The sequence below is a fragment of the Halomonas citrativorans genome (assembly GCF_014898005.1).
Lineage (GTDB): Bacteria > Pseudomonadota > Gammaproteobacteria > Pseudomonadales > Halomonadaceae > Vreelandella > Vreelandella citrativorans.
In genome coordinates this window covers 97732-123321 of record NZ_JABUYX010000007.1, presented here as the reverse complement: position 1 = coordinate 123321, position 25590 = coordinate 97732, and the positions used below count along the sequence as shown (strand labels likewise).

Annotated in this window: 22 protein-coding genes; 7 read left to right on the top strand and 15 right to left on the bottom strand. The window is 53.9% G+C overall.

From position 1 onward, the window contains the following. Positions 1–226: 226 nt before the first annotated feature. The 4 genes from INT20_RS09885 to INT20_RS09870 form a co-directional block, all read right to left on the bottom strand. Positions 227–649 (bottom strand): OsmC family protein, encoded by a 423-nt coding sequence (locus tag INT20_RS09885; protein WP_193053975.1) that lies wholly within the window; start codon positions 647–649, stop codon positions 227–229. Between the two features lie 264 nt (positions 650–913). Beyond that, positions 914–1762: an MOSC domain-containing protein gene (locus tag INT20_RS09880; RefSeq protein ID WP_193053976.1), complete on the bottom strand. Its 849-nt coding sequence runs from the start codon at positions 1760–1762 to the stop codon at positions 914–916. A gap of 95 nt (positions 1763–1857) precedes the next feature. Then, the gene (gene gntR, locus INT20_RS09875) at positions 1858–2853 is read right to left on the bottom strand and encodes a gluconate operon transcriptional repressor GntR (protein ID WP_193053977.1); all 996 of its coding nucleotides are present in this window, start codon (positions 2851–2853) and stop codon (positions 1858–1860) included. Between the two features lie 26 nt (positions 2854–2879). Further along, positions 2880–3410 (bottom strand): gluconokinase, encoded by a 531-nt coding sequence (locus tag INT20_RS09870; protein ID WP_193053978.1) that lies wholly within the window; start codon positions 3408–3410, stop codon positions 2880–2882. Positions 3411–3905: 495 nt separating this feature from the next. Here INT20_RS09870 and INT20_RS09865 point away from each other — a divergent pair, with 495 nt between their 5' ends. Continuing rightward, a complete protein-coding gene (locus INT20_RS09865) occupies positions 3906–4331 on the top strand; it encodes an organic hydroperoxide resistance protein (RefSeq protein WP_193053979.1) in 426 nt (141 codons plus the stop codon). Between the two features lie 21 nt (positions 4332–4352). Here INT20_RS09865 and INT20_RS09860 read toward each other — a convergent pair whose 3' ends face one another. Then, entirely contained in the window at positions 4353–5048 is a 696-nt protein-coding gene (locus INT20_RS09860; RefSeq protein WP_193053980.1) for an aspartate/glutamate racemase family protein, read from the bottom strand. 158 nt (positions 5049–5206) lie between these two features. Between INT20_RS09860 and yghU the strand changes: the two genes are divergently transcribed. Then, positions 5207–6067 carry a glutathione-dependent disulfide-bond oxidoreductase gene (yghU, locus tag INT20_RS09855; RefSeq protein ID WP_193053981.1) on the top strand — a complete coding sequence of 287 codons (861 nt, stop codon included), beginning with the start codon at positions 5207–5209 and terminating at the stop codon, positions 6065–6067. Positions 6068–6240: 173 nt separating this feature from the next. Here the strand turns inward: yghU and INT20_RS09850 are convergent, their stop codons facing one another. Continuing rightward, positions 6241–6675 (bottom strand): hypothetical protein, encoded by a 435-nt coding sequence (locus tag INT20_RS09850; protein WP_193053982.1) that lies wholly within the window; start codon positions 6673–6675, stop codon positions 6241–6243. 430 nt (positions 6676–7105) lie between these two features. On the opposite strand from INT20_RS09850, the gene INT20_RS09845 reads away from it, so the two are divergent. Beyond that, positions 7106–8758, top strand: a complete 1653-nt coding sequence (locus INT20_RS09845) for a sodium:solute symporter family protein (RefSeq protein ID WP_193053983.1) — start codon at positions 7106–7108, stop codon at positions 8756–8758. Between the two features lie 116 nt (positions 8759–8874). Next, positions 8875–9006: a putative transporter small subunit gene (locus INT20_RS18075; protein ID WP_216657919.1), complete on the top strand. Its 132-nt coding sequence runs from the start codon at positions 8875–8877 to the stop codon at positions 9004–9006. Between the two features lie 198 nt (positions 9007–9204). Here the strand turns inward: INT20_RS18075 and INT20_RS09840 are convergent, their stop codons facing one another. The 5 genes from INT20_RS09840 to INT20_RS09820 all read right to left on the bottom strand — a co-directional run bounded on the left by INT20_RS09840 (position 9205) and on the right by INT20_RS09820 (position 15244). Then, positions 9205–9894, bottom strand: a complete 690-nt coding sequence (locus INT20_RS09840; protein ID WP_193053984.1) for a DUF899 domain-containing protein — start codon at positions 9892–9894, stop codon at positions 9205–9207. Positions 9895–9978: 84 nt separating this feature from the next. Continuing rightward, the gene (locus tag INT20_RS09835) at positions 9979–10626 is read right to left on the bottom strand and encodes a glutathione S-transferase family protein (protein WP_193053985.1); all 648 of its coding nucleotides are present in this window, start codon (positions 10624–10626) and stop codon (positions 9979–9981) included. Between the two features lie 182 nt (positions 10627–10808). Further along, complete coding sequence (locus INT20_RS09830; RefSeq protein WP_192528609.1) at positions 10809–11030, bottom strand: VF530 family protein; 222 nt, start codon at positions 11028–11030, stop codon at positions 10809–10811. Between the two features lie 128 nt (positions 11031–11158). Next, complete coding sequence (gene katG, locus INT20_RS09825; RefSeq protein WP_193053986.1) at positions 11159–13360, bottom strand: catalase/peroxidase HPI; 2202 nt, start codon at positions 13358–13360, stop codon at positions 11159–11161. 315 nt (positions 13361–13675) lie between these two features. Beyond that, positions 13676–15244: an MFS transporter gene (locus INT20_RS09820; RefSeq protein WP_193053987.1), complete on the bottom strand. Its 1569-nt coding sequence runs from the start codon at positions 15242–15244 to the stop codon at positions 13676–13678. A 93-nt stretch (positions 15245–15337) separates the two neighbouring features. On the opposite strand from INT20_RS09820, the gene INT20_RS09815 reads away from it, so the two are divergent. Together INT20_RS09815 and INT20_RS09810 are read left to right on the top strand one after the other, a co-directional pair. Next, on the top strand, positions 15338–16144 hold the full coding sequence (locus tag INT20_RS09815) for a helix-turn-helix transcriptional regulator (protein WP_193053988.1): 807 nt from the start codon (positions 15338–15340) through the stop codon (positions 16142–16144). A gap of 210 nt (positions 16145–16354) precedes the next feature. Beyond that, positions 16355–18166 (top strand): DUF4153 domain-containing protein, encoded by a 1812-nt coding sequence (locus INT20_RS09810; RefSeq protein ID WP_193053989.1) that lies wholly within the window; start codon positions 16355–16357, stop codon positions 18164–18166. Between the two features lie 97 nt (positions 18167–18263). On the opposite strand, the gene INT20_RS09805 is transcribed toward INT20_RS09810, so the two are convergent. Together INT20_RS09805 and INT20_RS09800 are read right to left on the bottom strand one after the other, a co-directional pair. Beyond that, complete coding sequence (locus INT20_RS09805) at positions 18264–21440, bottom strand: efflux RND transporter permease subunit (protein WP_193053990.1); 3177 nt, start codon at positions 21438–21440, stop codon at positions 18264–18266. A gap of 6 nt (positions 21441–21446) precedes the next feature. Then, on the bottom strand, positions 21447–22637 hold the full coding sequence (locus tag INT20_RS09800) for an efflux RND transporter periplasmic adaptor subunit (RefSeq protein ID WP_193053991.1): 1191 nt from the start codon (positions 22635–22637) through the stop codon (positions 21447–21449). Positions 22638–23018: 381 nt separating this feature from the next. Here INT20_RS09800 and INT20_RS09795 point away from each other — a divergent pair, with 381 nt between their 5' ends. After that, positions 23019–23978 (top strand): AraC family transcriptional regulator, encoded by a 960-nt coding sequence (locus INT20_RS09795; protein ID WP_193053992.1) that lies wholly within the window; start codon positions 23019–23021, stop codon positions 23976–23978. Positions 23979–24097: 119 nt separating this feature from the next. On the opposite strand, the gene INT20_RS09790 is transcribed toward INT20_RS09795, so the two are convergent. Together INT20_RS09790 and INT20_RS09785 are read right to left on the bottom strand one after the other, a co-directional pair. Then, positions 24098–25147, bottom strand: a complete 1050-nt coding sequence (locus tag INT20_RS09790) for an alpha/beta fold hydrolase (protein ID WP_193053993.1) — start codon at positions 25145–25147, stop codon at positions 24098–24100. Between the two features lie 167 nt (positions 25148–25314). Beyond that, positions 25315–25590 carry a DUF1971 domain-containing protein gene (locus INT20_RS09785; protein ID WP_172115986.1) on the bottom strand — a complete coding sequence of 92 codons (276 nt, stop codon included), beginning with the start codon at positions 25588–25590 and terminating at the stop codon, positions 25315–25317.

Here is a 25590-nt window from a genome sequence, read left to right as displayed (position 1 = left end):
GCCATGATCTACCTGATTGGCAGCCCGGTGGGCCGCGTGTTCGATCAGGCCAAATCCACATGAAGTGACGAAGAACCCTTTATCTATTCGCTATAGCAACCTACACACTAAACGGCAAGCCTAAAACTGTAGTGACTTATAGTTATTGCGCCTTACCCCTCATCATAAAATATTGGCCATTAAAAAAGCGCTACGTGTTTTAAACGTAGCGCCTATCACTAAAGCACTAGCCTTTTAACTGGGCCGTCATGCTTATCTCTGCATTGAGCACTTTTGATACGGGACAATTTTCCTTGGCTTTTTGGGCGGCCTCTTTGAAGCTCTCTTCATCGGCACCACTTACTTCAGCGGTGACATCCAGATGAATGCTGGAAATGCTAAAGCCTGCTGAATCCTGCTTCAGCGTAACGCTGGCAGTGGTATCAATAGCATCAGCGGTATAACCGGCCTCGCCTAAAATATTGGAAAGCGCCATTGAAAAGCAGCTGGCATGCGCAGCGCCAATCAGCTCTTCCGGATTGGTGCCCTTTTCGTCTTCAAAACGCTGTTTGAAGGAGTAATTAGCACTGAGAACGCCACTTTCGGTTGAAACGGTGCCTTTTCCATCCTTCAGTCCACCTTCCCAACGTGCGCTAGCTTTACGATCCATGAAAAACTCCTTATCAGTGATAGCGAAAGACCTGATTGATCAGTGGATACTGATATGGTCAAAAAAGGTTGAATGGTCACTCGTATAGAGCAACTGACCACCCCGTTCAGCGTAGCTGATTTTTAGCACAGTGCAGAACTCAGATGATGGGCGCTTCCCAGGCCGCACCAGGCTGTGTACGAAAACTGCCTGCGCTCGACCATACGGCGTTAAAAATCAGCTCGTGCGCGAGTCCGATCAAACGACTCACCCGACTGCTGCGTCTCAAGCGCCACGCGCCTCAGCCACCAGCGTATCCCCCACGCGAATAATGCTTCCTGCACCAGCATGCAGTGTCGCGTTCTGCCCAAAATAAGCGCCTTTTAATGCAGGCTGAGTATTCAGGCCTATTAACGTTTTAAGCGGCTCGGCAGGCTCAGGTATCTGGGCCGTTTGCTGGTCTACCGTGGTAATTTTGCAACGTTTACACGGCTTACGCAGAATAAGTTCAAATGCGCCATTACTAGCCTGTAGCGCTTGCCAACCATCTTCAGCCCATGGCTTGTCGGTTTCGACCACAATACTGGGCCGAAAACGGTTCATGGGAATAGCCTGGCAACCACTCTCCTCAAGGGCACGGTTGAGTGCATTGAGAGAGCCGGTTGAAGCAATCAGAAAAGGGTAGCCATCCGCAAAAAGCGTGTCGGCGTCATCCCCGTTTAAAAACGCCGTTTCTACCGGACGTTTAAACTGCGTGGCGAAACGGACCAGGCTTAGGCCACTGCCCTGTTCACCTAAAGCAGCTTCCAGCCAGCTTGAAACATCGCGGCTTTCAGGCCACGCCTTACAGTGATCATTCCAGACCTGAACGATACGCAGGTTGCCGCTCGGTTCTGCAAGCGGGATCGAAAGTGGCTCAACATGGGGGTGTGAAAGTACCAAGGCATCAGTGGTTAAGGCTACTTCTACCGTGGCTAGCGCAGGCCGCTGGCGTTGAGTCACAAAGCGCTGCTGTGTATCAACCAGCATCCAGCGGCGGTCCCACGCAAGGCCGGTGGGCAGCAGTTCACTGTGGGTAAGACTGATACCCTTTAAGGATTTGACCGGATAAATATTGAGCTCGGAGATATGCACGGTAGCCTCGATACAAACGAAAATGGTTACTTTAACCAGCCAGCGCGCTTATCACCAGTGCGGCTTCTCTCGGTAATAGTCCGATCAAAAACCGGCTATAGCGTGGCGCCTGTTTCGATGCGATAGCCCAAGTCGACCGTATGATCAGCCACCGCTTCGCCCTGAATCCTGGCCAGCAGTGCTTGCGCGGCAGCCTCCCCAATGGCTTGGCGTGGCGTGATGACACTTGCAAGCTTTGGCGTCATTGCCTGCCCCACGTCGTGGCCGTGGAAACCCGCAATCGCCATCTGCTCAGGCACGTTAATACCGCGGCGCTGACACTCAAAATACGCCCCCACGGCCACGTCATCGTTAGTGCAGAATACGCCATCCGTATGAGGGTAGTCGTTTAAAATTTGCTCTAGAAGCGCTGCGCCTACGCTGTAAGAGGAGCGTTGACTGCTATGCAGCGTTACCGGCGTAAGGCCGTGCTGTTCCATCGCCTGGCGGTAGCCCTGCTCACGTTGCAGCGTGCGCTCATCCAGCCGCACAGCCAGATAAATAATCTGTTGCCGGCCATGGCGAATCATTTCACTCACCATATCAAACGCTGCTGCGACGTTGTCATAGCCTACCGCCTGCTGCAGCGGCTTATGATGGGTGTCCATGATTTCCACCACAGGAATACCGGCGGTTTCCAGCATTCGCAGCGTGCGGGGAGTGTGATGATGGTCCGAAAGAATCACCCCATCCACGTTGTAAGACAGCACCGATGCCAAACTTCGCTCTTCAACGGCCGGGCTATACCCATAGTGAGACAGCATAAGATGATAACCGGCAGGCTCGGTACGTTTCTCAATCCCCACGATGACATCAGCAAAGACTTGGTTCGTCAGCGAAGGAACCAACACGCCAATAGAGTGGCTGGTAGCACGCGAAAGTAGATCCGGCGCTCGGTTGGGAATATAGCCGACCTGCTCGGCCACGCTAAGAATACGCTCGCGCAAGCCTTCTGAAACAGTTTCCGGGTCTCTTAGGCAACGACTCACCGTCATTTTGGTTGCCCCGACCTGATCAGCAATAGTTTGTAGCGTTGGGCGTTTTTTCTTCAAACGGGATACTGCCTCTGTAACAACGATTAGCTGGATGGCGAAGGTAGCCGCGCATTGAGTGTGCCAGTAAATCGGCTCACAATCTCCTCTGGAGAGAGCGCAATGGACAGGCTAACGGCCTCATCATCACCCGGCGGTTGTAAATCAGCAAGCTGGCTGGCCAGCATGTTATCTCCTTTAAAGAAGTGCCCTTCTCTGGTGGCCAGGCGCTCGCGTAATAGCTCCGCGCTCCCTTCCAGGTACAGAATTTGCAGTGCTGAATCGCCCTGGCGCAAACAATCCCGATAACGCCGCTTTAAGCCCGAACACGCAATCACAGCGGTTTCATTTCGAGCCTGGTAGTGGGCAAACAGTGACGACAGCTTCTCAAGCCACTCCTGACGATCATCGTCATTAAGCGGCGTCCCGCCCGCCATTTTGGCTACGTTAGCAGGCGGGTGATAATCGTCACCGTCAATAAACGTGGCATTCATGGCGGCTGCCAGCTGCTGGCCAATGTGGGATTTTCCGCAGCCGGAGGCACCCATCACCAAAATACGATAAGAAGTAGGGCTCATTAGATAATTTCTCCGAAAAGGGCTGATTTACGAGGGCACAAAACCATCGCTGTCAGGGTGCCTGGCAGGTAGCGGATTGACTGGATATCTACAGCTTGAATACCAGCTGTTACCGGTAACAATCGCTTGAAGATTAAAAGACCCAACACAGACGTGTCAAAGCAAAACCGCCCTTCTACAACCAACGTCTAGCGCTAGCAAGCGAACGTATGGCACGCTACATTAACGCATTGCATCAAGTAGGGAGCCGACATGCCCGCGTTAGGCTCTGTCTGAAAAGTGTCTGCGCTCGACAATACGGCGTTAAAAATTGGCTCAAAATGCTCATTTACACATGTAAACTCCGTTTTTTCGCCAATTTTTGCCTTGTCTTGTCTTCGCTCGTCGACTTTTCAGACAAACCCTAGGACCTTGTAGGCTAGAGCCGTGCAGTGAGCTGGAACTTGATCATCATTAAAAGACGTCCCTATTACTCGTCCCAAAAAGGAAACTGCTATGTCTATCGAAAAAATTGCTTACCGCGCCCATGCCCACGCGACCGGTGGTCGTGAAGGCAGCGCCAAGTCGTCTGACGGCGCGCTGGACGTCAAACTCAGCACTCCCAAGGAGCTGGGCGGAGCAGGCGGTGAGGGTACCAACCCGGAGCAGCTGTTTGCGGCGGGTTACTCTGCTTGCTTTTTAGGCGCCCTAAAACATGTCGCCAGCCAGGAAAAAGTAACGCTTCCCCAGGATACCGCCATTGAAGGCAGTGTAGGTATTGGTGCCATTCCTACCGGTTTTGGCATCGAAGTCGAGCTAACAATCAGCCTTCCCGGCATTGACAAGAGCATCGCTCAGGATCTGGTCGACAAGGCCCATGTCGTATGCCCTTACTCCAACGCTACCCGTGGCAATATCGACGTTACCCTAACGCTTGCTTAACGTTTTAGCGTTAATCACCCGTTAGTTATTAAGCGCACGCTCCACTGCTCCGCTTGCATGCAGGGCAGTGGTATCGTAAAGCGGCACAGCGGTATGTGCTTGCTCTACCAGTAAGGCAATTTCTGTACAGCCTAGAATGACCGCCTGAGCGCCCTGTTGATGCAGGCTGGCGATCACCTTCAGATAGTGCTCACGGGAGTCATCGTTGATCTTCCCTTGGCATAGCTCATCGAAAATAATGCGATGAACCGTCTCGCGTTGCCCCTCCTCTGGCACCACGACCTCAATGCCAAATGTGTCCCGCAAACGCGCCTTGTAGAAATCCTGTTCCATCGTAAAGCGCGTACCCAACAAGCCAACACGCGTTATACCGTCCTTTCGCAGCTGCTCTGCGGTCGCATCAGCGATGTGTAACAGCGGGATGCTGATAGCGTGCTCAATCGCGGGTGCCACTTTATGCATGGTATTGGTGGCCAGCAGTAAAAAGTCAGCGCCGGCCCGCTCAATATTGTGCGCCGCCTCAGCAAGGATTTTTCCAGCGGTTTCCCAATCGCCCTGCTTTTGCAGCGCCTCAATCTCAGCAAAATCGACACTCACCATGGCAATTTTGGCCGAGTGGAGACCGCCCAGCGCTTGTTTTACGCCCTCGTTCAAGGCGCGATAATAGCTTTGCGTGGACTCCCAGCTCATTCCGCCCAGCACTCCAATGGTTTGCATGATTGCCTCCCTGGTGACTTATCCGTCAGTTTATTACGCGGCTAATTATTCTCGCCCCTTGTACCTGCGTTTTACTACCCTCATAGAGTACCTATTGCGTTTGAATTGATTATTTTTACCACCGGGCGCTGCCCGCGACACGACACAGCGAGGCCATGATGAGCGATACGTCTTACACCCCACCGCGCGTTTGGAAATGGGAACCGGGCAATGGCGGTAAATTCGCCAACATTAACCGTCCTATCGCAGGGCCTACTCACGATAAAGCGCTGCCCGTTGGTAAACACCCGCTTCAGCTCTACTCATTGGCCACCCCCAATGGCGTTAAAGTGACCATCATGCTTGAGGAGCTATTAGCAAAAGGCATCGAAGCCGCTGAGTATGACGCTTACTTGATCCAAATCGGTGAAGGCGATCAGTTCGGCAGCGGATTTGTAGACGTTAATCCCAACTCCAAAATCCCGGCGTTGATGGACCACAGCACTAACCCGCCTCAGCGCGTTTTTGAGTCAGGCGCTATTCTTCTCTACCTGGCTGAAAAATTCTCCGCCTTCCTACCAACCGACCCAGCCAAGCGTACCGAGTGCCTTTCCTGGTTATTCTGGCAGATGGGCAGCGGCCCGATACTCGGCGGTGGCTTTGGTCACTTCTACGCTTACGCGCCTGAAAAGTACCAGTACCCTATCGACCGTTACACGATGGAAATAAAGCGCCAGCTCGATGTACTTGACCGCCACTTGGCCAATAACCGCTACATGGCCGGTGATGAGTACACCATTGCGGATATGGCGATTTACCCCTGGTATGGCGCCCTGGTGAAAAACCGCGTTTACGAAGCGGCTGAGTTTTTGGAAGCGCACATGTATACACACGTGCTCCGCTGGGCAGAAGAACTTGATGCACGCCCCGCCGTACAGCGTGGCCGTATGGTTAACCGCACATTTGGCGAGCCCAGCGAACAGCTGCATGAACGCCACGATGCCAGCGACTTTGAGCATAAAACCCAGGATAAGCTATAGCGCATAAGGGTTAGCCAAGCAGCTAGCCACGGTATAAAAAACGGCCCACGGGCCGTTTTTTATATGCGCTCACAAGCTAGTAATAGCAAATCGCTCTCTGCCAGAAAGGGTGGGTGGCACGAACCAAAGCCTCCCAAACCTCTAGAAGCGCAGGATAGGCGGCGCGAGTGGCGTTATTTATCGTCACTTGAGCATGGGTTAAGGACCTCAATCCACCAGGCAGGATGCATAGCATCAAAATCTGTGCGGATATTAGCGGGCAGATAACTGGCGGAATCCAGCACCACAGGCTGACCATTGATGCGCTGAAATACCACCCAGTGCCAAAAGTGTTTGCCCTCCTTTTGATGGGGTTTAATCGCTAGCAGCGCCAGCGCCGGTAGCGCCTGCCATGTGGTAAACGGCGTTTCATCCGGCGAGGTAGCCACACCCGCTTGGGCCAGCATCTGGCGCACATACTGGGTATCAGACCACAGCGATTCATCATCTGCGGCAATATCCATCGCATTCGCAATGGCCTTCATCTCAGGGTAGCTTTTACCCAGAATAGTCGCTACAGAAGCAATCCCGCAGCCGGTCGGTTCTTCCTGAATAACGGGATTTAGCATCTTCCTCCGGTGTTTTCTCGACACCTCGCGTTAATTAGCGGCCCGTCCCAAGCCTTCTGTTTTTAGTGAGGCCAACCTGGGGCGGATATGTTCGCGCCTCACTTCAACTAGCACATAGCGGCGCGGGCGTCAACCTGTACTGTTCGAGCGTAAAGGCGTAAGGTACCTCTTCGGTTCGACCTTGCCACCGCTTTATTGCGTTCGCTATTACGCATCATGGCAAGCGTTGACCTGGCCCCCCTATCTAGGGCTTAAGGTGTTTTCAGCACCTGACGCTTGCACGGCCAGACTGCCAATCGCAGTCTTATCTCGCTACAGACATACCTAGAAAGATGTTCTGTTTTTTTGCTCACGTCCTGTGGCGACCTTTCCGACAACGGAACGCTGGTTGCTATTTAGGATGCTGGGCTGCAAAACCTATGGGTATTCCATGTACAACGAAAACTTCTATCAATTCTCGACCCTGACGGTCCTCGCTTTACTGGTGTTCTTTTACGGCGGCACTTATCTGCTGACCCTACTGATCAAGGAGAAAAAGGAAAATACCGACGCCTTCATGGTGTCTAACCATCAGATCGGCTTTGGCCTTGGCGCCGCCAGCATGACCGCCACCTGGATCTGGGCTGCCTCCTTTTACGCCGCTGCGACCTCGGGTTATACCTATGGCATCTCAGGCCCCCTGCATTACGGGTTGTGGGGCGCGTTGATGATCCTGTTCATCTACCCCTTTGGCCGTCGCTTTCGCAAGCTGGCGCCCAATGCGCACACTCTGGGTGAACTGATCCATGCCCGGCATGGCGCCTCCAGCCAGTTGATTCTTGCCTCCTCCAACATACTAGGCAGTATCATCAGCCTGATGGTCAACTTCACGGCGTCCGGCGCACTGGTCTCAGTGCTCTCACCACTCTCCTTTCAAGCCGGGGTGGTGATCGCAGGCGTTGGGGTGCTGTCTTACACGCTATGGTCGGGGTTCCGCGCTTCGGTCCTTACTGACTTTGCCCAACTGATGGCGATGATGGCCATTGCCATTCTAATCATCCCCGCAGTGATGTTCGCAATCGGCGGGCCGGAAACGCTATCGAACGGCATGAGTCTGCTCACTCCAGAACAGGCAAGTCTGTTCTCGGTGGATGCCATCCTCAATCAGGGCGCCCCTTTCTTTGTAGCGGTGTTGGCCTACGCGATTGGTAACCAGACTATCTCCCAACGCTTGTTCGCCGTGCGTGAAGACCATATCAAACCGACCTTTATCACCGCGACCATTGGCTACGGTGCGATTGTTATCGGCTTGGGCATGATTGGCTTGATGGCGCTGATGACCGGTATGGAGCCCATGAATGGCGACATGAATAACCTGATCCCGCAGATGGTCTCGATGTACCTCTCGCCGGTATTTATTGGACTGTTCTTTATTCTGGTGATCGGCTCGCTCTCCTCAACCGCTGACTCGGACCTTTCTGCCATGTCGGCGATTGTCATGGCCGATATCTATGGCAAGAACATTGCGAAAAACAAGCCCGATCCGACCAGGATGCTGTTTATTGGCAGGCTGACCATGATTGTGGCGACGCTGATTGGGGTGATTCTCGCCAGCTTCTCCATGGACATTCTTATCATGCTGATTTTCGTTGGCGCGCTCTGGGGCGCAATTGTCTTCCCGGTGATCGCCAGCTGTTTCTGGAGCCGGGTCACCAACACGGCGTTTACCTCGGCGGTAATCGCAGGCTTGGTGATGTTCTGCATCGCACGATTTGAACTGCTGCCTATGGTCGGCCTAACCGCAGGGCTATTTGAGTTGCTGGCCTCCGTAGGCGGAGGTGTAGTGCTTGGCCTGATGGCCTTTGGATTCTGCGGTCGCCGTGTCGGTTTGATTGTCGGCGCACTCAGCACTCTTGTTTTGGCCTACTTCTGTGTTGGCTTCCTGCGGGACTACACGGTGCTAATGGCCTCATTAATGGCCTACGGCGTCAGCACGATTGTGTGCATCGGTGTCAGCCTGATGAGCTCAAGCAAGTTCGACTTCGCGCAGATTAATCAGGACGTCATCAACTATGACCCGGCTAAGCCTGCTACTCGGGCCTAAGCGCTCTGTGATAAGGGCTGGGTGATAAGGGCTGGGCAATAAGCCCTATGTAAGACGTTGAAATCATTTCATCCGCTGGTGCGCCATAGCGCACCAGCCAAACATTAGGAAAGCACATGCAAACTTTTATATTGGCGTTATATGTATTGATCTGGCCGCTAATCTCACTCTCCGTACTGGGCGTCATCGGCCTGGCAACACTAAAAGACATTCTTGCGGCGCGGCGTGATAAGCGGGGACTGGTGTAACGTAATAATTAATCGCTGAATAGTGGCAATGCAAACAAGAAAGGAAGCAGGAGTGGCAAAGGATTGCCGTGAGGTGGCTTTTTAGCGCCGATACGTCAAATGCGTCATCACTCAACCCACGTCAGGAAAGTTTTCAAGAATAACGTCAATGACCTCCCTGAGTGTATACCCTTTTTTCACCCCCAGTTCAGACGAGTCTTATACGTCATACTCGTCGTGGCGACGATTCCAGCCATACGGCTCAGTTTGTGGCCAGCCTTCTGGAGAATCTTCCCAGGTTTCCTGACGACCAAACGGGGTCAAGTCTAAATAGGTCCAGAGACTACCAAGATATTCGACGCCTCGCGCCCCTGTAAAATAGCTGCGATACATGGCGTTGCCATCACGAATAAATACACTGACGCCGTGCCTCTCACCTTCCGCAGTCGTTACGCCAACATCATGGTTAAAATCGCTCTCATAAGACGAGTACCATGGGATAGGATAAGCCCATCCCATACGGGACCTATACTGATTAAGTTTTTCCAGGGGGGCGCGTGACACCATCACTAGCGAGGTATCGCGAGCATGCAGATGAGCCGGGTGAGTCATGGCATCAGCGACCCACGAGCACCCTTCACAGCCCGCTTTCCAGTCAGGTGCGTACATAAAATGATACACAATGAGTTGACGGCGCCCTTCAAACAGATCGAGCAGAGACGCTGGGCCGTTTTCGCCCTGAAACGTATAATGCTTAGTCACCTTCACTACAGGTAATTTCCTACGCTCAGCACTCAGTGCGTCACGCGCGCGGGTTAGCGCTTTCTCTTTTACGAGAAACTGATCCAGCGCTAATTTCCACTCTTCTAAAGATACGACACTCGGCAATGGTTGTTTAGTTGTAGTCATGGTTTTTCTCTCCGGTGTGTTCCGTCGATCCGCACCAACACTGATAAACTTCGCCGAAGTGCTGGCGTGCGGGATGCTGACCACTCACACTGCCAAGCGCCGATTATAGGCATCAAGGCATTTATGCCACGCTGGCCGGTCGTGACAGCGCGTTAAATAGGAAGTCACATTAGGAAACTCATCTAGAAGATTTGTATGCTGTATTTGACTTAACGCAGCAACCATTAGAATGTCTGGATAGGTAAATTGGTCGCCAAGCAGATAGCGCTTGCGGATAAGCACACCTTCGAGCACTGCGAGGCAGTTCCTGGCCATCTCCACGAGTGCCGGACGTCGCAGCTTTGCCCACTCGGCATCCGCTTCAAATAAATCAATCATGGCAATTTGCGTCATCGGTGGCTCCACTGTATCCAGGGCAGCAAACGTCCATTGCAGGGCTTTAGCGCGTTCTGACTCACTCGTCGGCAGAAGCCTCCCTGATTGCTCCGCCAAGTAGATAACAATAGCCCCTGACTCAAAAATGATCACGCCATCATGGTCAATCGCGGGTACTTTGCCAAAGGGATTGATTGCCAAATAATCAGCGCTATGTAGTTCACCAGCGACATCATCGAGCCCATTAACCTGATGAGGCAGTTCGCACTCCTCTAGTGCCCACAGCACACGTAAATCCCTCGTAATCCCCACCACTTGCGGCGTTACTTTTCCAAATCCATACATCGTAATCATCATTAATTTCCTCACGAAAGCCGATACTTCAAACGGTCTGTGATTGCATGAGCGAACTATCACTAGTCGTTCGAGCGTGAGAGAAATCGACAAGCTACGATGTATTTTTTATTCTCAATGGCCGCATAAACGGCGCGAGGAGCGTAAACCTCATAGCCCACTCCGCCGCTACACTTATTTCTGCGTTAACCCGTAAAGGTATTGATATACAGCGCTTCTACTTTATCCCGTGCCCACTGCGTTTTACGCAGGAATTTCAACGACGACTTAATAGAAGGATCATTGAAGAAGCAGTTAACGTTGATCTCTGCGTACAAGCCGTCCCAGCCGTAACGCTCAACCAAACGCGTCAAGATCTTTTCAAGGCTTAAACCATGTAACGGATTATTGGGTTGTGGATGGCTCATTAGTAATTCCCAGTGGTATTTCAAACGCCCTGTCCAACATGGCAGGCGACAAACCACGAATATTAACAGAGGGCATGAATAAGCGCGGCGGAAGTAGCCGTCCGCCGCGCTTATCAAAGGCATGAACCTCAGCGGTGCAAGTCGAACCGGTCATTCTCCATCACCTTGACCCATCCAGACACAAACTTGTTGAGCATATGTCGCTCACCGCCATGGGCAGCGTACTCCTCTGCAATGGCACGCAGCTGCGAGTTAGAGCCGTAAACCAAGTCAACCCGAGTGGCCGTCCACCGGGTTTCGCCGCTCTTACGATCACGGCCCACAAAGCGCGCTTCGGTGTCATCAACCGGCTCCCACACGGTTCCCATATCGATGAGATGGACAAAGAAGTCATTGGTCAGCTGCCCAGGGCGATGCGTTAAAATACCGTCATTGTTGTCATCGCCCGCGTTAATACCAATCGCCCGCATGCCGCCCAGCAGTGCGGTCATCTGGGGCGCGCTCAGGTTTAACATGAATGCCCGGTCGACCATTAAATGCTCGGTTGGAATGGACGTTGACTGCGCCTGCATATAGTTACGAAACGCATCATGCCTGGGTTCAAGATAGGCATGGGTATCCACTTCGGTCATCTCCTGAGTGGCATCCGTACGCCCTGGTGTGAAAGGCACTGTCAGGTCATGCCCGGCTGCTTCCGCCGCCATCTCAACCCCAACACTCCCGCCCAGAACAATCATGTCGGCCAACGAAATATTGGCATCGGATGCGTCCTTGATGCCCTGCAATTGGTCGATCACCTCCGCCACGCCACCGCGTATGTTGATATCCCAATGGAGCTGCGGTTCAAGGCGAATCCGCGCGCCGTTAGCGCCACCTCGATGGTCCGTTTGGCGGTAGGTACAAGCAGAGGCCCAAGCCGTTTCGACCAACTGCCGGGCCGTTAGGCCGGTGTCGGCAATGGCCTGCTTGAGCGTTGCAATCTGTTCATCGGAAACCAGCGGCCCTTCATGCTTGGGCACGGGGTCCTGCCACACGAGCACTTCGCTCGGCACCTGAGGGCCGAGGTAACGAGCACTTGGCCCCATATCGCGATGCAGAAGCTTGTACCAGGCGCGGGCGAACTCGTCGGCCAGCACATCGGGATTCTCGCGGTACTCCTTGGATATTTTCAGATAATCGGGATCGACAATCATCGCCATGTCAGCGGCGTTCATCACCGGAGGGTTCTTTTTACCCTCAACATGCGCGTCGGGCACCCAAAATCCATCTTTAACTTCTACCGGCTCCCACTGGTTGGCGCCCGCCGGGGATTTCTTGACCCGCCATTCGTGGGAGAAAATCGTCTCAAGATAGGTGTTGTCCCACTTGGTCGGTGTGGGGGTCCAGGCACCTTCGAGCCCGGATGTGATGGTGTACTCACCCAGCCCCGTTTCGTGCTTATTAGCCCAGCCAACGCCCATTTCGTTGAGCTTGGATTCCTCGGGTGCTTTGCCAACGGCATCCGCAGGCCCGTTGCCGTGCATCTTGCCAAACGTGTGGCCACCCACCGTCAGCGCTACCGTCTCGCGATCATTCATCCCCATTCTGGCGAACGTTTCACGTACGTCCATCGCGGATTTAGCTGCGTCTGGCACGCCATTAGGGCCTTCCGGGTTAACGTAGATCAGCCCCATTTGCACCGCGGCAAGAGGGTTATCGAGGACACGGTTACCGTCCTCGAAACTGCCGGTATAGCGCTCATCCTTGGTGCCCAGCCACTCATTCTCAGGGCCCCAATAAATATCATCCTCGGGCGCCCATATATCAGCACGACCGAACCCAAAGCCGAAGGTTTTAAAGCCCATGGTTTCAAGCGCGCGGTTACCTGCAAACACCAGCAAGTCGGCCCAGGAGATTTTCTCACCATATTTTTGCTTTATCGGCCACAGCAGGCGGCGCGCCTTGTCCAGGTTGCCGTTATCCGGCCAGCTGTTGAGTGGGGCAAAACGCTGAGCGCCGGTACCACCGCCGCCGCGCCCATCAAGCGCCCGATAGGTGCCCGCAGCGTGCCACGACATGCGAATAAAGAACGGACCATAGTGCCCCCAGTCAGCGGGCCACCACACTTGGGAATCTGTCATTAACGCATCAACGTCAGCGCTTAACTCTTCAACGTTGAGCTGGGCAAATGCGTCGCCATAGCGAAAGCCTTCACCAAAGGGGTTGGAATCAGGGTGTTTTTGATGCAGGACATTAAGGTTGAGCTGGTCAGGCCACCAGTGCTCGTTACCTTGTAGGCGCGGCGTGGTACGTGCGCCCCACTCCTGACGCGTAGGCTTTTGATCAGACACGTTATTCTCCTCGACTAAATGCTGGGCTTATTAGGCATTCAAGCGATATTTCTGATCACGCCAAGCGCCAACCACACCGCCCGAACTGCGATAGAAAGCATTGAGCGCTTCTATAAGCCATCACGTTAATGAAGGATTCACTTTGAACCCATCAAGAGACAGTGAAGGATTCAATAGAGAGACCGTCAAGCAGGAAAAAGAAAGTAGGTGCATGAATCATAGTAGTTGCATGAATCATTGCGGGCCGCATATTAACGTTCAGAGAGATTAACGATAGTATTGTTTCTCACCATCGGCGTCCCCCGTGCGGGCCACTCAATCGCTCTCATCTCCGACTACTTTTACATGCCGTAAAGCAATGGCAGATATCAACGCAAGCACCAGGATAGCGATACCACTCACCATAGCGGCCATGCTCATACCGTGAGTAAATGCCAACTGTGCCTGATCAAGTAGCTCGGAGGGGACGCGATCAGCGACAACCATAGTTGCCCATAAGCTCTCTCCAAGGGCAGTGGAGACTTCGTGCGGTACTCCTTCTGGGATCACTGGAGTCATCTGCACTCGATACATCAGAGTAGCCAAGCTACCCAGAAGAGCCACTCCTAGCGCCACACCTAACTCTTGAACCATCTCAGACATCGCCGATGCAGACCCTGCTTTCTCACACGGCGCTGCCCCTACTACCAAATCTGTGCCAAGTGCAGCAATGGTACCCAACCCTAGATAAACCAGCGAAAAACCTATTACGACCAGAGTTACTTGAACAGAGTGTGCATGGACTTGCGCAAGCAAGCCGCAGCCGATACTTGAGAGCATGAGGGCTACAGCAATAACAAACGCTGGTCGAATACGACGTGCAAGCAGAGGGGCAAGTATGCCAGCCAGCACCATCATCAGCGCCGGAGGCCCCATCCAAAGCCCGGCAATCAACGGTGTGTAACCCGCCACTAGCTGAAGATATTGAGTGACCAAGAGCATCATGCCAGCAACGCCAAGCAGTCCTACCAGGAGTATGATAAGTGCGGCAGTGAAGGTCTTACTGGCAAACAATTTCAGATCAAGCAATGGATGGAAGAGGTGCTGTTGTCGACGCACAAAAAGTAATATTCCCAACGCTCCAGTAGCAAGGGTGATCAGCACCGTTGGTGTAACACCCGCTTTAGAAAATTCCTTTATGCTATAGATGCTTGGCAGAATTGCTATTAATAGCAATAGGACACTAAAAAGATCCAGACGACCTGCACGCGGGTTACGGTACTCTGGCAGCAGTATTGGGGCAGCTAACAATAATACGATGACAATAGGCACAGCAATCAGGAAAGCGGCTCCCCACCAAAAGGAAGCTAACAATAATCCTCCAACCATTGGTCCCAACGCCATACCCAATGCAAACATGGTTGCCCATATCCCAATTGCCAATGCACGCTGCCTCAGATCAAAAAACATATTGCTTAATAAGGCCAGCGTAGAAGGCATCAGGGTCGCACCAGCAATACCCAAAGCTGCCCGGGCTACAATTAGCCACTCTGCATTTGGCGCAAAGGCTGCAAACACAGAGGCAACCGCAAACGCGAAGGCCCCAATCATCAGTAGCCGACGTCGGCCGATCCGGTCCCCAAGCGTGCCCATAGTGATTAAAAAACCGGCAATCATGAAGCCGTAGGCATCCATAATCCACAGTGCTTGGGTGTTGCTCGGCTGTAACTCTACCGCTAATGCCGGTAGCGCCAAGTAGAGGATAGTGACGTCGAGGCCTAGCAGAATGGTAGGCAGAGCCAATACTGCAAGCCCCGCCCACTCTTTCATGCCAGCCTTGTTAGACAGGTCGCCTGTTCCTGTATCCGTATTTAAAGGGATGTGAGCATCAACTTTGAATGACATGCTGCCTCCTGTTCCTTCATGGAAGCTGGCATTCTCAGACACTACATATAGGGTTACAATATAGCTAATTATCCTATTACCAAAGGTAATGGCATGGTTAATCAAAGGCTTGAGCGAACACAGAGCGATATTACGGAGTTCATGCTACGGCATCGTCGCAAATTGACGCCCGCTGATGTTGGGCTTCCTAGCAACGGACGAAGGCGTACACAGGGTTTAAGGCGAGAAGAAGTTGCAGCACTTGCCGGAGTAGGGCTGACTTGGTACACGTGGTTTGAGCAGGGCCGTGATATTAAGGTCTCCGAACGCTTTCTGCTCAATATCGCCCATGCGCTGAAACTGGATGATGCCGAATGCTGCCACCTTTTTCTGCTGGCACACCGCCGCGCACCACCAGCAGAAGCGTATCAAGAGCAGAGCATTTCTCCCCGCGTCCAGTCGCTGTTGGATGACCTCTCCCGCCCTAGCTACGTCGTAAACCTTCGCTGGGATGTTCTTGGCTGGAATGCGCAAGCTGATGAGCTACTCCAGTTCAGCTCCCGTGAAACGCCTGAACGCAATCTATTAAGAATGATCTTTACCGCCCCAGATCTGCGTCGGCGACTCCCCGACTGGGAACAGGATGCATCGCGTATGCTGGCGCAGTTTCGTTGTGACTTGGCTGTCGCTCCTGAGGACCCGATCATGCAAACTCTGATCGACGAGCTTAGCCGATTATCACCTGATTTCCGTCGCTGGTGGGAGGCTTCAAACATGGATGGCTATAATAGAGGGATCAGCAGCCTCCTTGATATAGATGGCACGCAACATACCTATGTCCACGAGGTGCTGACCGTTGATGAGCACCGCCATTTGAGGATGATTATCTATTTCGATAGTTCAAATGATCCTATGCCATAAAACTTATCTAACCCACATCATGAAGAGAGTATCTCACCGTCACATTACTTCTGCTTCGTGCGGCTTGGCAGAAAAATACAAAGAACCAGCAATATTCGATACATTTTCATTCCCTGCCATGGTGATGTTGTTATTTAATCCAACGCTACCCTGATTATGTTTAAAGCAACGTAAATTTTATTACGCCAACCTCACCTGCGGACAACTGTCATGGATGATCATCGCGCAAATACGCTGGACAAGCCCACCCGTGCGGGCTTGATTTTGCTGGCCGTGGTACAAGGAATGGCGCTGCTGGCCCTTCACCTGGCGATTGAGCATGAGCACTGGCTGGCCGCTGACCAGCGCTGGCTCAAGGCGCTTTATACCGTAGCAATCGCCCTGCCCGCGTTTTATCTAATTGGCATGGAGCGGCTACGTGATCGCCTCAATTTTTTGCCGCTGTTGCTGGCCCCGTTGCTGTTTTGGCTGGGCTGGCACCTTGGCTGGGTAGAGCAAACACCCGAGCAGCAGTGGGTGCGGCACCCGTTCACGTTTGCCTTTTGCGTGTCACTTGGCGTGGCGCTTTTCATCCTGGCGCTGTTTTTTCGGAGTAGCGCCACTAGCAGAACCTGGCCTACCGCCTATTCACCGCTGCTGAATTACTCTTGGGAATTCACCCAGACGCTTTCACAATTAACGCTGTTTATTGGTGTGTTCTGGGGCCTGTTATGGCTGGGGGCAACGCTGTTTTCGGCTATTGGCGTGCGCTTTTTTGAGACGCTTTTCAGCGCCCCCCTATTTATTTACCCCGTCACTTGGCTGGTGATCGGTTTAACGCTAGTGATGATTCGTAACCGCTTTCGCCTGATTCAAAGCGTGCGGCAGATGAGCGAGGCACTTATCAAAGCGTTACTGCCGCTGGTAGCCCTTATCATTCTGCTGTTTTTTTCCATGCTCCTTTTTACCGGCGTGCAGCCCGTCTGGGATACAGGCAGAGCCTCCTCCATATTAATGGCGCTGATGTTAACCCTGCTGCTGTTCTTCAACGCGGTCTTTCATCAAGCGCATGGCTTACCCCCCTATCCCACCTGGCTACGCCGCATCACCCTGCTGGCCGTTGTGCTGCTGCCGGTGGGTAACGTGCTGGCCGCTTGGGCACTCTGGCTGCGTATAGATCAATACGGCCTTAGCCTGGACAGGCTGTGGGCTGCCCTGCTGCAAGTGCTAACAGCGGCATTTACCGTAAGCTACAGCCTGCTCCTGCTGTGGCGCCGCCAGGCTGCACTTCCCAGCCTACAGCGCGCCAACGTTGGCCTGGCCCTGCTGGTGGCCGTTGTATTGATCGTGGTTAACACGCCGCTGGCAGATATGCGCCACTGGGTTGCCGAGCAGCAAATCAAGCGGTTGCTGGATGACCGCACAACAGCCGAGGCGTTTGATGTTAACTACCTGCGCTACCAGCTCGGCCAGCCGGGCACCCTGGCCTTGCAAGCCTTGGTAGAGAGCGAATTTGCCCAAGCGCAGCCTGAGTTAGCTCGGCGTATTGAACTTTCGCTCAGGCAAACCGAACGTTGGAGCCAGGAACCACTGGTGGATACTCAGAACCTGGATGACGTCGCCCAACAGTTCAGGGCAAGCCCTAACGGCGCCACCCTCCCAGAGCCCTTGCTGAACCTGTTGGTTGAGCAGAATTCCACCTGTTTAAGCCAGACGAAACCCTGCCAGACCCTACAGATAAGCAGCGGCACGCCCTTCCAGTGGCTGGTTTATGAACCTTATAGCGCGGTGGGCAAGGCGTATGGCGAACGCAATGGCGACTGGCTGTTGCTCGGCCATTTGATGCTACTCGGCACGACTCAGCCGCAAGATGACCTAACGTGCCAAACGACTCTGACTACGAATGAGCTGGAACGTATTATCGGACCAGCTGATGTCTACCGAAGCGGTAACTGCCTTTATAACCTGCAACCGACGCTTGAAAACGCTAAGCAGCAGCTTTCTATTCAACTTGATGAAAGCAGACAAGCACAGCGGGACTAGTCCGCTGTGCTTGTCTGTTCAGTTACCGAGCGAGCCTTTCGCCCTTTTTCTATACTAGCCCGCCCAAGCTCTACCCGGCCGGTGTTCTTCCTGCCATTCAGGGATGGCTGGCTGGGTAAGCTGGGGCTTCTAACGTGGGGCTGTGATGACTGACCAGAGGGCCGGACAGTTTACGCAGCGCCACATAGAACACCGGAGTCAGGAACAAGCCAAACAGGGTGACGCCGATCATGCCTGCAAATACAGCAGTACCCAGCGCCGCCCGCACCTCGGCACCCGCACCGGTGGCAATCACCGAAGGCAAGACTGCCGCCGTGAAGGCGATTGAGGTCATGATGATAGGCCGCAAACGCAGCCGACAGGCTTCAAGGGCTGCCTCCACCACTCCCTTACCTTGCAGTTCAAGTTCGCGGGCGAACTCCACAATCAGAATCGCGTTCTTGCATGCCAGGCCTATCAGTACCACTAGCCCCACCTGCACGAAGATGTTGTTGTCGCCACCGCCAAACCAAACGCCAATCAGGGCCGACAGCATCGACATGGGCACAATCAAGATGACTGCCAGCGGTAACGTCCAACTTTCATAGAGTGCCGCCAATACCAAAAATACCAGCAGAATCGATAGCGGGAAGACCACCAGCGCCGCGTTGCCTTGAGTAGATTGCTGGTAGCTCAGGTCGGTCCATTCCAACGCCATACCTGGGGGTAATACTTCTGCCGCCAGAGCGTTGATAGCCTCCATCGCCTGCGCAGAAGAGAGCACTCTAGGGTCAACTTCCCCGGCTAGATCCGCCGCTGGGTAACCGTTGTAACGCAGTACCGGGTCTGGGCCAAAGGTTTGCCGGATATCCACCATCGTGCCGATCGGCACCATTTCCCCTTGGTCATTGCGGGTGCGCAGTCGGGCGATGTCTTCTACGCTGGCCCGATACGGAGCATCCGCTTGGGCGATGACCTGCCAGGTGCGACCAAAGCGGTTGAAGTCATTCACATAGGTCGAGCCAAGATAGGTTTGCAGGGTGTCGAACAGTTCAGTCAATGGCACGCCTTGGGCCTTGGCCCTTAACCGATCCACCTCGGCATCCAACTGTGGCACGTTGGATTGATAGCTGCTGATTGGGAAGCCCATGCCCGGCGTTTGCGCAACCGCGCCCTGGAATTGATTAACCGCCTCCTGCAATGCTCCATAGCCAAGATTACCGCGATCTTCTATGAACAGCTGAAAGCCAGAACCATTGCCAAGCCCCAGAATCGGCGGCGGCATAAAGGAGAACGCAAAGCCCTCTTTCAAGCCACCAATGCGCTGGTTGATGCGGGCATTGATCTCCGCGGCGCTAATGGTGCGCTCATCAAAAGCGCTGAGGGTGAGAAATGCTACCCCGGTATTGGAGGTATTGGTGAACTGCAGCGCGTTCAAACCAGGAAAAGCAATAGCGTGCTCCACGCCTTCGGTTTCCATGGCAATATCCACCACCTCCTGGAGCATCTGATCAGTTCTCTCCAGGGATGCTCCTTCCGGCAGAATAACGCCCGCAATCAGATAAAGTTTGTCCTGCACCGGAATAAAGCCGGACGGCACCGCCTTGAACATCATGCCGGTACCCAGCAGCAACAGCGCATAGACCATAAACACCGCACCACGATGTTTCAGAGACCTAGCGACCCCTCCCTGATACTTATTTGAGCTGGCATTAAAAAAGCGATTGAAGGGACGAAAAATCCAGCCGAACAGCTTGTCAATCACTCGGGTAAGGCGATCTTTAGGCGCGTCATGAGGCTTGAGTAGCATTGCTGCCAGCGCGGGTGACAGGGTAAGGGAGTTAATGGTGGAGATCACCGTGGAGATAGCAATTGTCACTGCGAACTGGCGGTAGAATTGACCGGTCACACCAGAAAGGAAAGCCATGGGGATAAACACCGCGCACAGCACTAGGCCGACGGCAATAATAGGTCCGGAGACCTCTCTCATTGCCTGATGAGCGGCTGCCTGCGGCGGTAAACCCTCCTCAATGTTCCGCTCCACGTTTTCCACCACTACGATGGCGTCATCCACCACGATGCCGATGGCCAGCACCAGGCCAAATAAAGTGAGCGTATTGATGGAGTAACCCAATAGATAGAGCGCCCCAAAAGTACCGATAACCGATACCGGCACAGCAAGCAAAGGGATAATAGAGGCACGCCAGGTTTGTAAGAAAAGCGTGACCACTAACACCACCAGCAGCACAGCTTCCAGCAGCGTTGCTATTACCGACTTTATAGAGTCGTTCACAAAAATGGTGGTGTCATAGATTGCCTCATATTCCACACCTTCAGGGAACTGCTCGGACAGTTCATCCATGGTGGCCACCACCTGCTCACGGATCTCCAGCGCATTGGCACCCGGTGCTTGGAAGATGCCAATCGCCACCGCGTTCTGGCCGTCCAACTGCGAACGCAGGGTATAGTTTCCGGCGCCCATTTCCAGCCGGGCCACGTCTGAAAGCCTGAGTAATTCGCCGTTATCGCCACGTTTCAGCACGATATCGCCAAACTCCTCCACTGTTTCCAGTCGCCCGCGGGCATTGATCAGCGTCAGGAAATCACTCTCTTCAATGGGTTCAGCGCCCAGTTGTCCGGCGGAGACTTGAACATTCTGCTCCCGCATAGCACCGACCACATCGCTGGCCGTCAGGCCGCGAGCGGCTATGCGAGCGGGGTCCAGCCAAGCTCGCATGGCGTAATCCCCCCCACCAAAGAGTTGGGCATCCCCTATTCCTTCGAGACGGGCCAGACGATCGCGAACATTCAGCCGCACGTAGTTGCGCAGGTAAAGGGTGTCGTATTCACCGCCAGGCGAAGTCAGGTGAACCACCATCAGAAAGGTAGGTGATTGCTTCTGTGTGGTGACCCCTTGACGACGTACCGCCTCAGGTAGCCGCGCTTCAGCTTGGCTGACGCGGTTCTGCACCCGAACGGCAGCCTCTTCGGCATCGGTCCCTGGGCGGAAGGTAACGGTCATCTGCAGCACGCCATCAGAACCCGCGACGGACTTGAGATACATCATGTCCTCAACGCCATTGATAGCTTCTTCCAGCGGGGTGGCCACTGTATCGGCGATCTCTTTCGGATTGGCACCCGGATACACGGTACGCACTACCACCGAGGGCGGCACCACGTCCGGATACTCGCTGATCGGCAGGTTGGGGATGGATATCAACCCCACCGCCAGGATAATAATCGACAGCACCGCCGCAAAAATCGGTCTGTCCACGAAGAAACGGGAGAAGTTCATGGCGGATTAATCTTCCCTGGCAGCAATGGTGGACTGGGCAGTAACCGGCGGGGCATCCACTACCTGTTGTGGGGAGACTTCCATCCCCGGCATGAATACTTTTTGCACGCCGTTAACAATCACCCTGTCACCGGCGTTAAGCCCTTCGGTGATAACCGTTCGTTCTGCCACTTGGCGTCCGGTGGTCACCTGGCGCCGCTCTGCCAGGTTGCTCTCATCAATGACATAGACGTAGCGGCGATCCTGGTTGGTCAATACCGCCTTTTGATCTACTAGCAACGCCTGTTCTAAACGAGCGACCGGCATTTCAACCCGTGCAAACTCTCCAGGGCGAATATACCCATCTGGGTTGGCTAACACTGCCCGGAATTGCAGAGTGCCCGTATTGGGGTTTAAACGGTTATCGATAAAATCTAGAGCGCCTGTGAACTGACGCTGCGGGTCGCCCCCCAACTCAATCGTCAGGCGGTTCGGCGCGTCTCCGATCAGCATGGTCTGGCTGGCAAACGCAGCTTGTTCATCCGCCTCGAAGTAGACATGGGCCGGATCGATGCTCACTAGCGTAGTCAGCAGGCTCTGATCGGCGTTGGCCAGATTGCCGCGAGTCACCATGGCCCGACCGATACGGCCACTGATCGGTGCCGTGATGCGGGTATACTCAAGGTCAAGCTCGGCAGTATCCAGCGCTGCTTGCGAGGCATCCACCACGGCCCGGGCATTGTTCAAGGCCGTTTGACGCTGGTCATGCACCTCCTGAGAAATGGCTTGGCGCCCCAATAACACTCGGGCGCGTTCGGCTTCGCTGCTCGCCTGGGCCAGTTGGCTTTTGGCCTGGGAAAGATCAGCCTGGGCGGCTCCGATACGCGCTTGGTAAGGCCGCGGGTCGATCAGGAACAGTAGCTCTCCCTGCTCCACCAGTTCGCCCTCATCAAACGCCACCTCTTGGATATAGCCGCTAACCCGGGCCCTTAATTCGACCGTTTCGGCAGCCTCCACGCGTCCGGTGAATGACTCACTTAACACCACCGGCTGAGCGACGATTTCCGCTACGTCGACTTCCGGCGGTGGAGGTAATGAAGATGCTACGGACTCCTCGCTCTGGGCCTCGCACCCAGTGAGTAAAACCGTTATCAGCAGGAGCAGGATCACTGCCCCTCTGCTGTTTGCAAACGGAGTTCGTTGAGACAGACTTCCCATGATTACTTGCTCCAATGGCTATCGAAAACCGATAGCGGCGTCAGAATCGACAGTCGATGGTGTTGGCATAGAGGGACTAAACAAGCGGGCACCGTCGCGCGCCCAACAAACGCCACTCACCATAGGTGGGGCGAGCGCGTTCAAGGTAGCGCGTTCCTGCACCATGATTGCCTAATTCTGTCGTAGGTCGTAAGCAATGGAACAAGGCTGGCGGATCAAGAGAGCAAAGGGTTTTCGCGTCTATGCATTGTGTCTGTCTGATGACACTCAGCGTGGTTGCCAATTTCTACGAGGTACTTGCCTGATCCTGCAAAACAGATAAAAAAACATCGGATTTATAAAACGTAGGCGTACACTGCAATTTGTTAAGGAGGAAAGCCATTGACCGTTCTCGTGCCTGAACAGATTCCCCATCTTGGCGACAGCCTGCTGCCACAATTAAGCCAAGTCGCCCGCCGCTGGGCGCCCCTGGAAGAACTGCAGGATACGGCGATTGCCGAGGTTCAACTGGTACGCGCTGACGCCCCTACCAGTTTTCACTGCGCCGTCTATGAACCGTGCCTGTGCTTTGTCATTCAAGGCAGCAAGACTGTGCTATTGGGTGACAAGGAGATCGTCTACACCGGACCTAGCTATATGGGTAGTGCCGTTCACCTGCCGATGGTAGGCAGGATTGACCATGCTACCCCGGAGACCCCCTACCTGGCGGTAAAGGTGTCGGTGGAGCCTCAGGAAGTAGCTGGGTTGATACTGGAGGTGGGTGACAAGGCACCGCACGCGGGAGGTAATGCCATCTGCCCCGGGATGGACTGCGGTTTAAAATCGGCCCCCATGGATGCCCGTATGCAGGGTGCACTCTATCGATTATTAAGCCTGCTCGACTCACCAGAAGATATTAAGGTACTTTCCCCCTTGGCCCGGCGGGAGCTAATCTATCGAGCCTTAATGGGTGACATGGGGCCTCACATGCGCCGGTTTGCTGCCTCGGACTCACAGGCTAATCGGATTGCACGGGTTATCTATGCCCTTAAAGAGCACTATGCTCAGCCACTTAAGATCAGTGAGCTGGCAGCAACTGCTAATATGAGCGAATCGACGCTTTACCACAGCTTCCGACAAGTAACACGAATGTCGCCCCTGCAATACCAGAAGAAGTTGCGCCTACTAGAAGCCCGGCGATTAATGCTGGCCGAGGGGCTGGAAGCGGCTACCGCCAGTTACCGAGTGGGTTATGAAAGCCCTTCTCACTTTAGCCGCGAGTACAGTCGTATGTTCGGTGCCCCGCCGCGTGCCGATGTTAGCCAGTTAAAGGGCATTGCGATGGCCTCAGCGACCGCTTAAGGTGAGGAGAAACTGCGGGAGTAAACAGGCTGGCAGGCGCAAGCTGCTTAAGTCTCCCCGCGCCTGCCTATTACAGGTCACTCATGCAGTGACGCTGTCTTCTAATGTGTATTCCTATGTTACTGGCTTTCCAGGCCTTTCAGCAGCGCTTCGTGAAAACGCTCGGGTTCCTGAATTTGCGGTGAATGGCCAAGCTCTGGAAATTCAACGAGCGTTGCCTGGGGGATGGCCTCGGCAGCCTGCTCACCCAGCACATCGTAACGGCCCAGAGTTTTCTGAACCTCTTCCGGCGCCTGCGCCTTGCCGATGGCGGTGTTGTCCTTCTCGCCAATCAGTAACAGCGTAGGCATCTGCAGCTGATCAAATTCATGAACCACAGGCTGAGTGAAGACCATATCTGAAGTTAGCGCCTGATTCCAGGCGACCAGTTCCCCGTCTTCGCCTGCATACATGCCCGCCAGCATTTCCACCCAGCGGTCGTACTCCGGCTCCCAGGTATTCACGTAGTAGGTGCTTTCCTGATAAGCGCGGATACCCTCAGCGGTTTTCTCGAGTTCGGCCTGGTAGCCTTCATCGATGCTCTGGTAAGGCACGCCAAGGGCTTTCCAGTCTTCCAGGCCAATCGGGTTAACCATCACCAACTGCTCGGTTTGCCCTGGATACATCAGCGCAAAGCGCGTGGCCAACATACCGCCCATGGAGTGGCCCATGACAGTCACTTCATCTACCTCCAAATCTTCCAGCAACGCGTGAGTGTTAGCGGCCAGTTGATGGAAGCTGAACTGATAATGCTCCGGCTTGGTCGATTTACAGAACCCCACCTGGTCTGGCGCAACCACCCGATAGCCCGCATCATGCAGCGCTTCAATGGTGCCTTCCCACGTACCCGCGCAGAAATTCTTACCGTGCATCAGCACCACCGTTCTGCCGTTGGCGCTGCCCTCTTTAGGCTGCACATCCAGATAGGCCATCTGCATGTCCTGCCTCTGGGAGCTGAAATTAAACCGCTCGACCGGGTAAGCGTATTCGAAGCTGGAAAGCTCACCATCGTATTCAGGCGCGTCTTCAGCGATAGCGCTGCCGATAGCACCAACGGCCGCGATACTGCTAATACCGCTAGCCAGCAGTGTCCGGGGAAAGTGTCTCTGAGAAAACCTGCGACGGCCCATTATGTCTCTCCTCTCTTCCATGGGATAAGTGACACTGGAGAGTATGGCAGTAATTGTCAGACATGCCGCTTTTAAGCTTTTTTACCCGACGTCAAGATTAAACCTGTGAAGTGCGTAACGCTTATGGCGAACACTACTCAAATGGCGGGTTCTCAACAGCTTCCCTATTAACGATAAAACTCAACAAAAAATCTTACCGGGCCCAATGGCTTTATATGATGCTTTATCGTTGGCTCTACAACGCCATACTGCTCTGGGCTTAGCTCGATGATATCCAGTGCTGGCTCTTGAATGGTGTATTCCAACAAGCCTTCAAGTACCACTATTTTTCCCCACACCCCCTCTTTGGTCGTGTGGTCATTCAACAACCCTGTGGGAACGCTCTCTTCGGTGAATTCTGGCGTTCTTTTATAGGGAGAAACATTGACGGGTAAGTCTTTCAT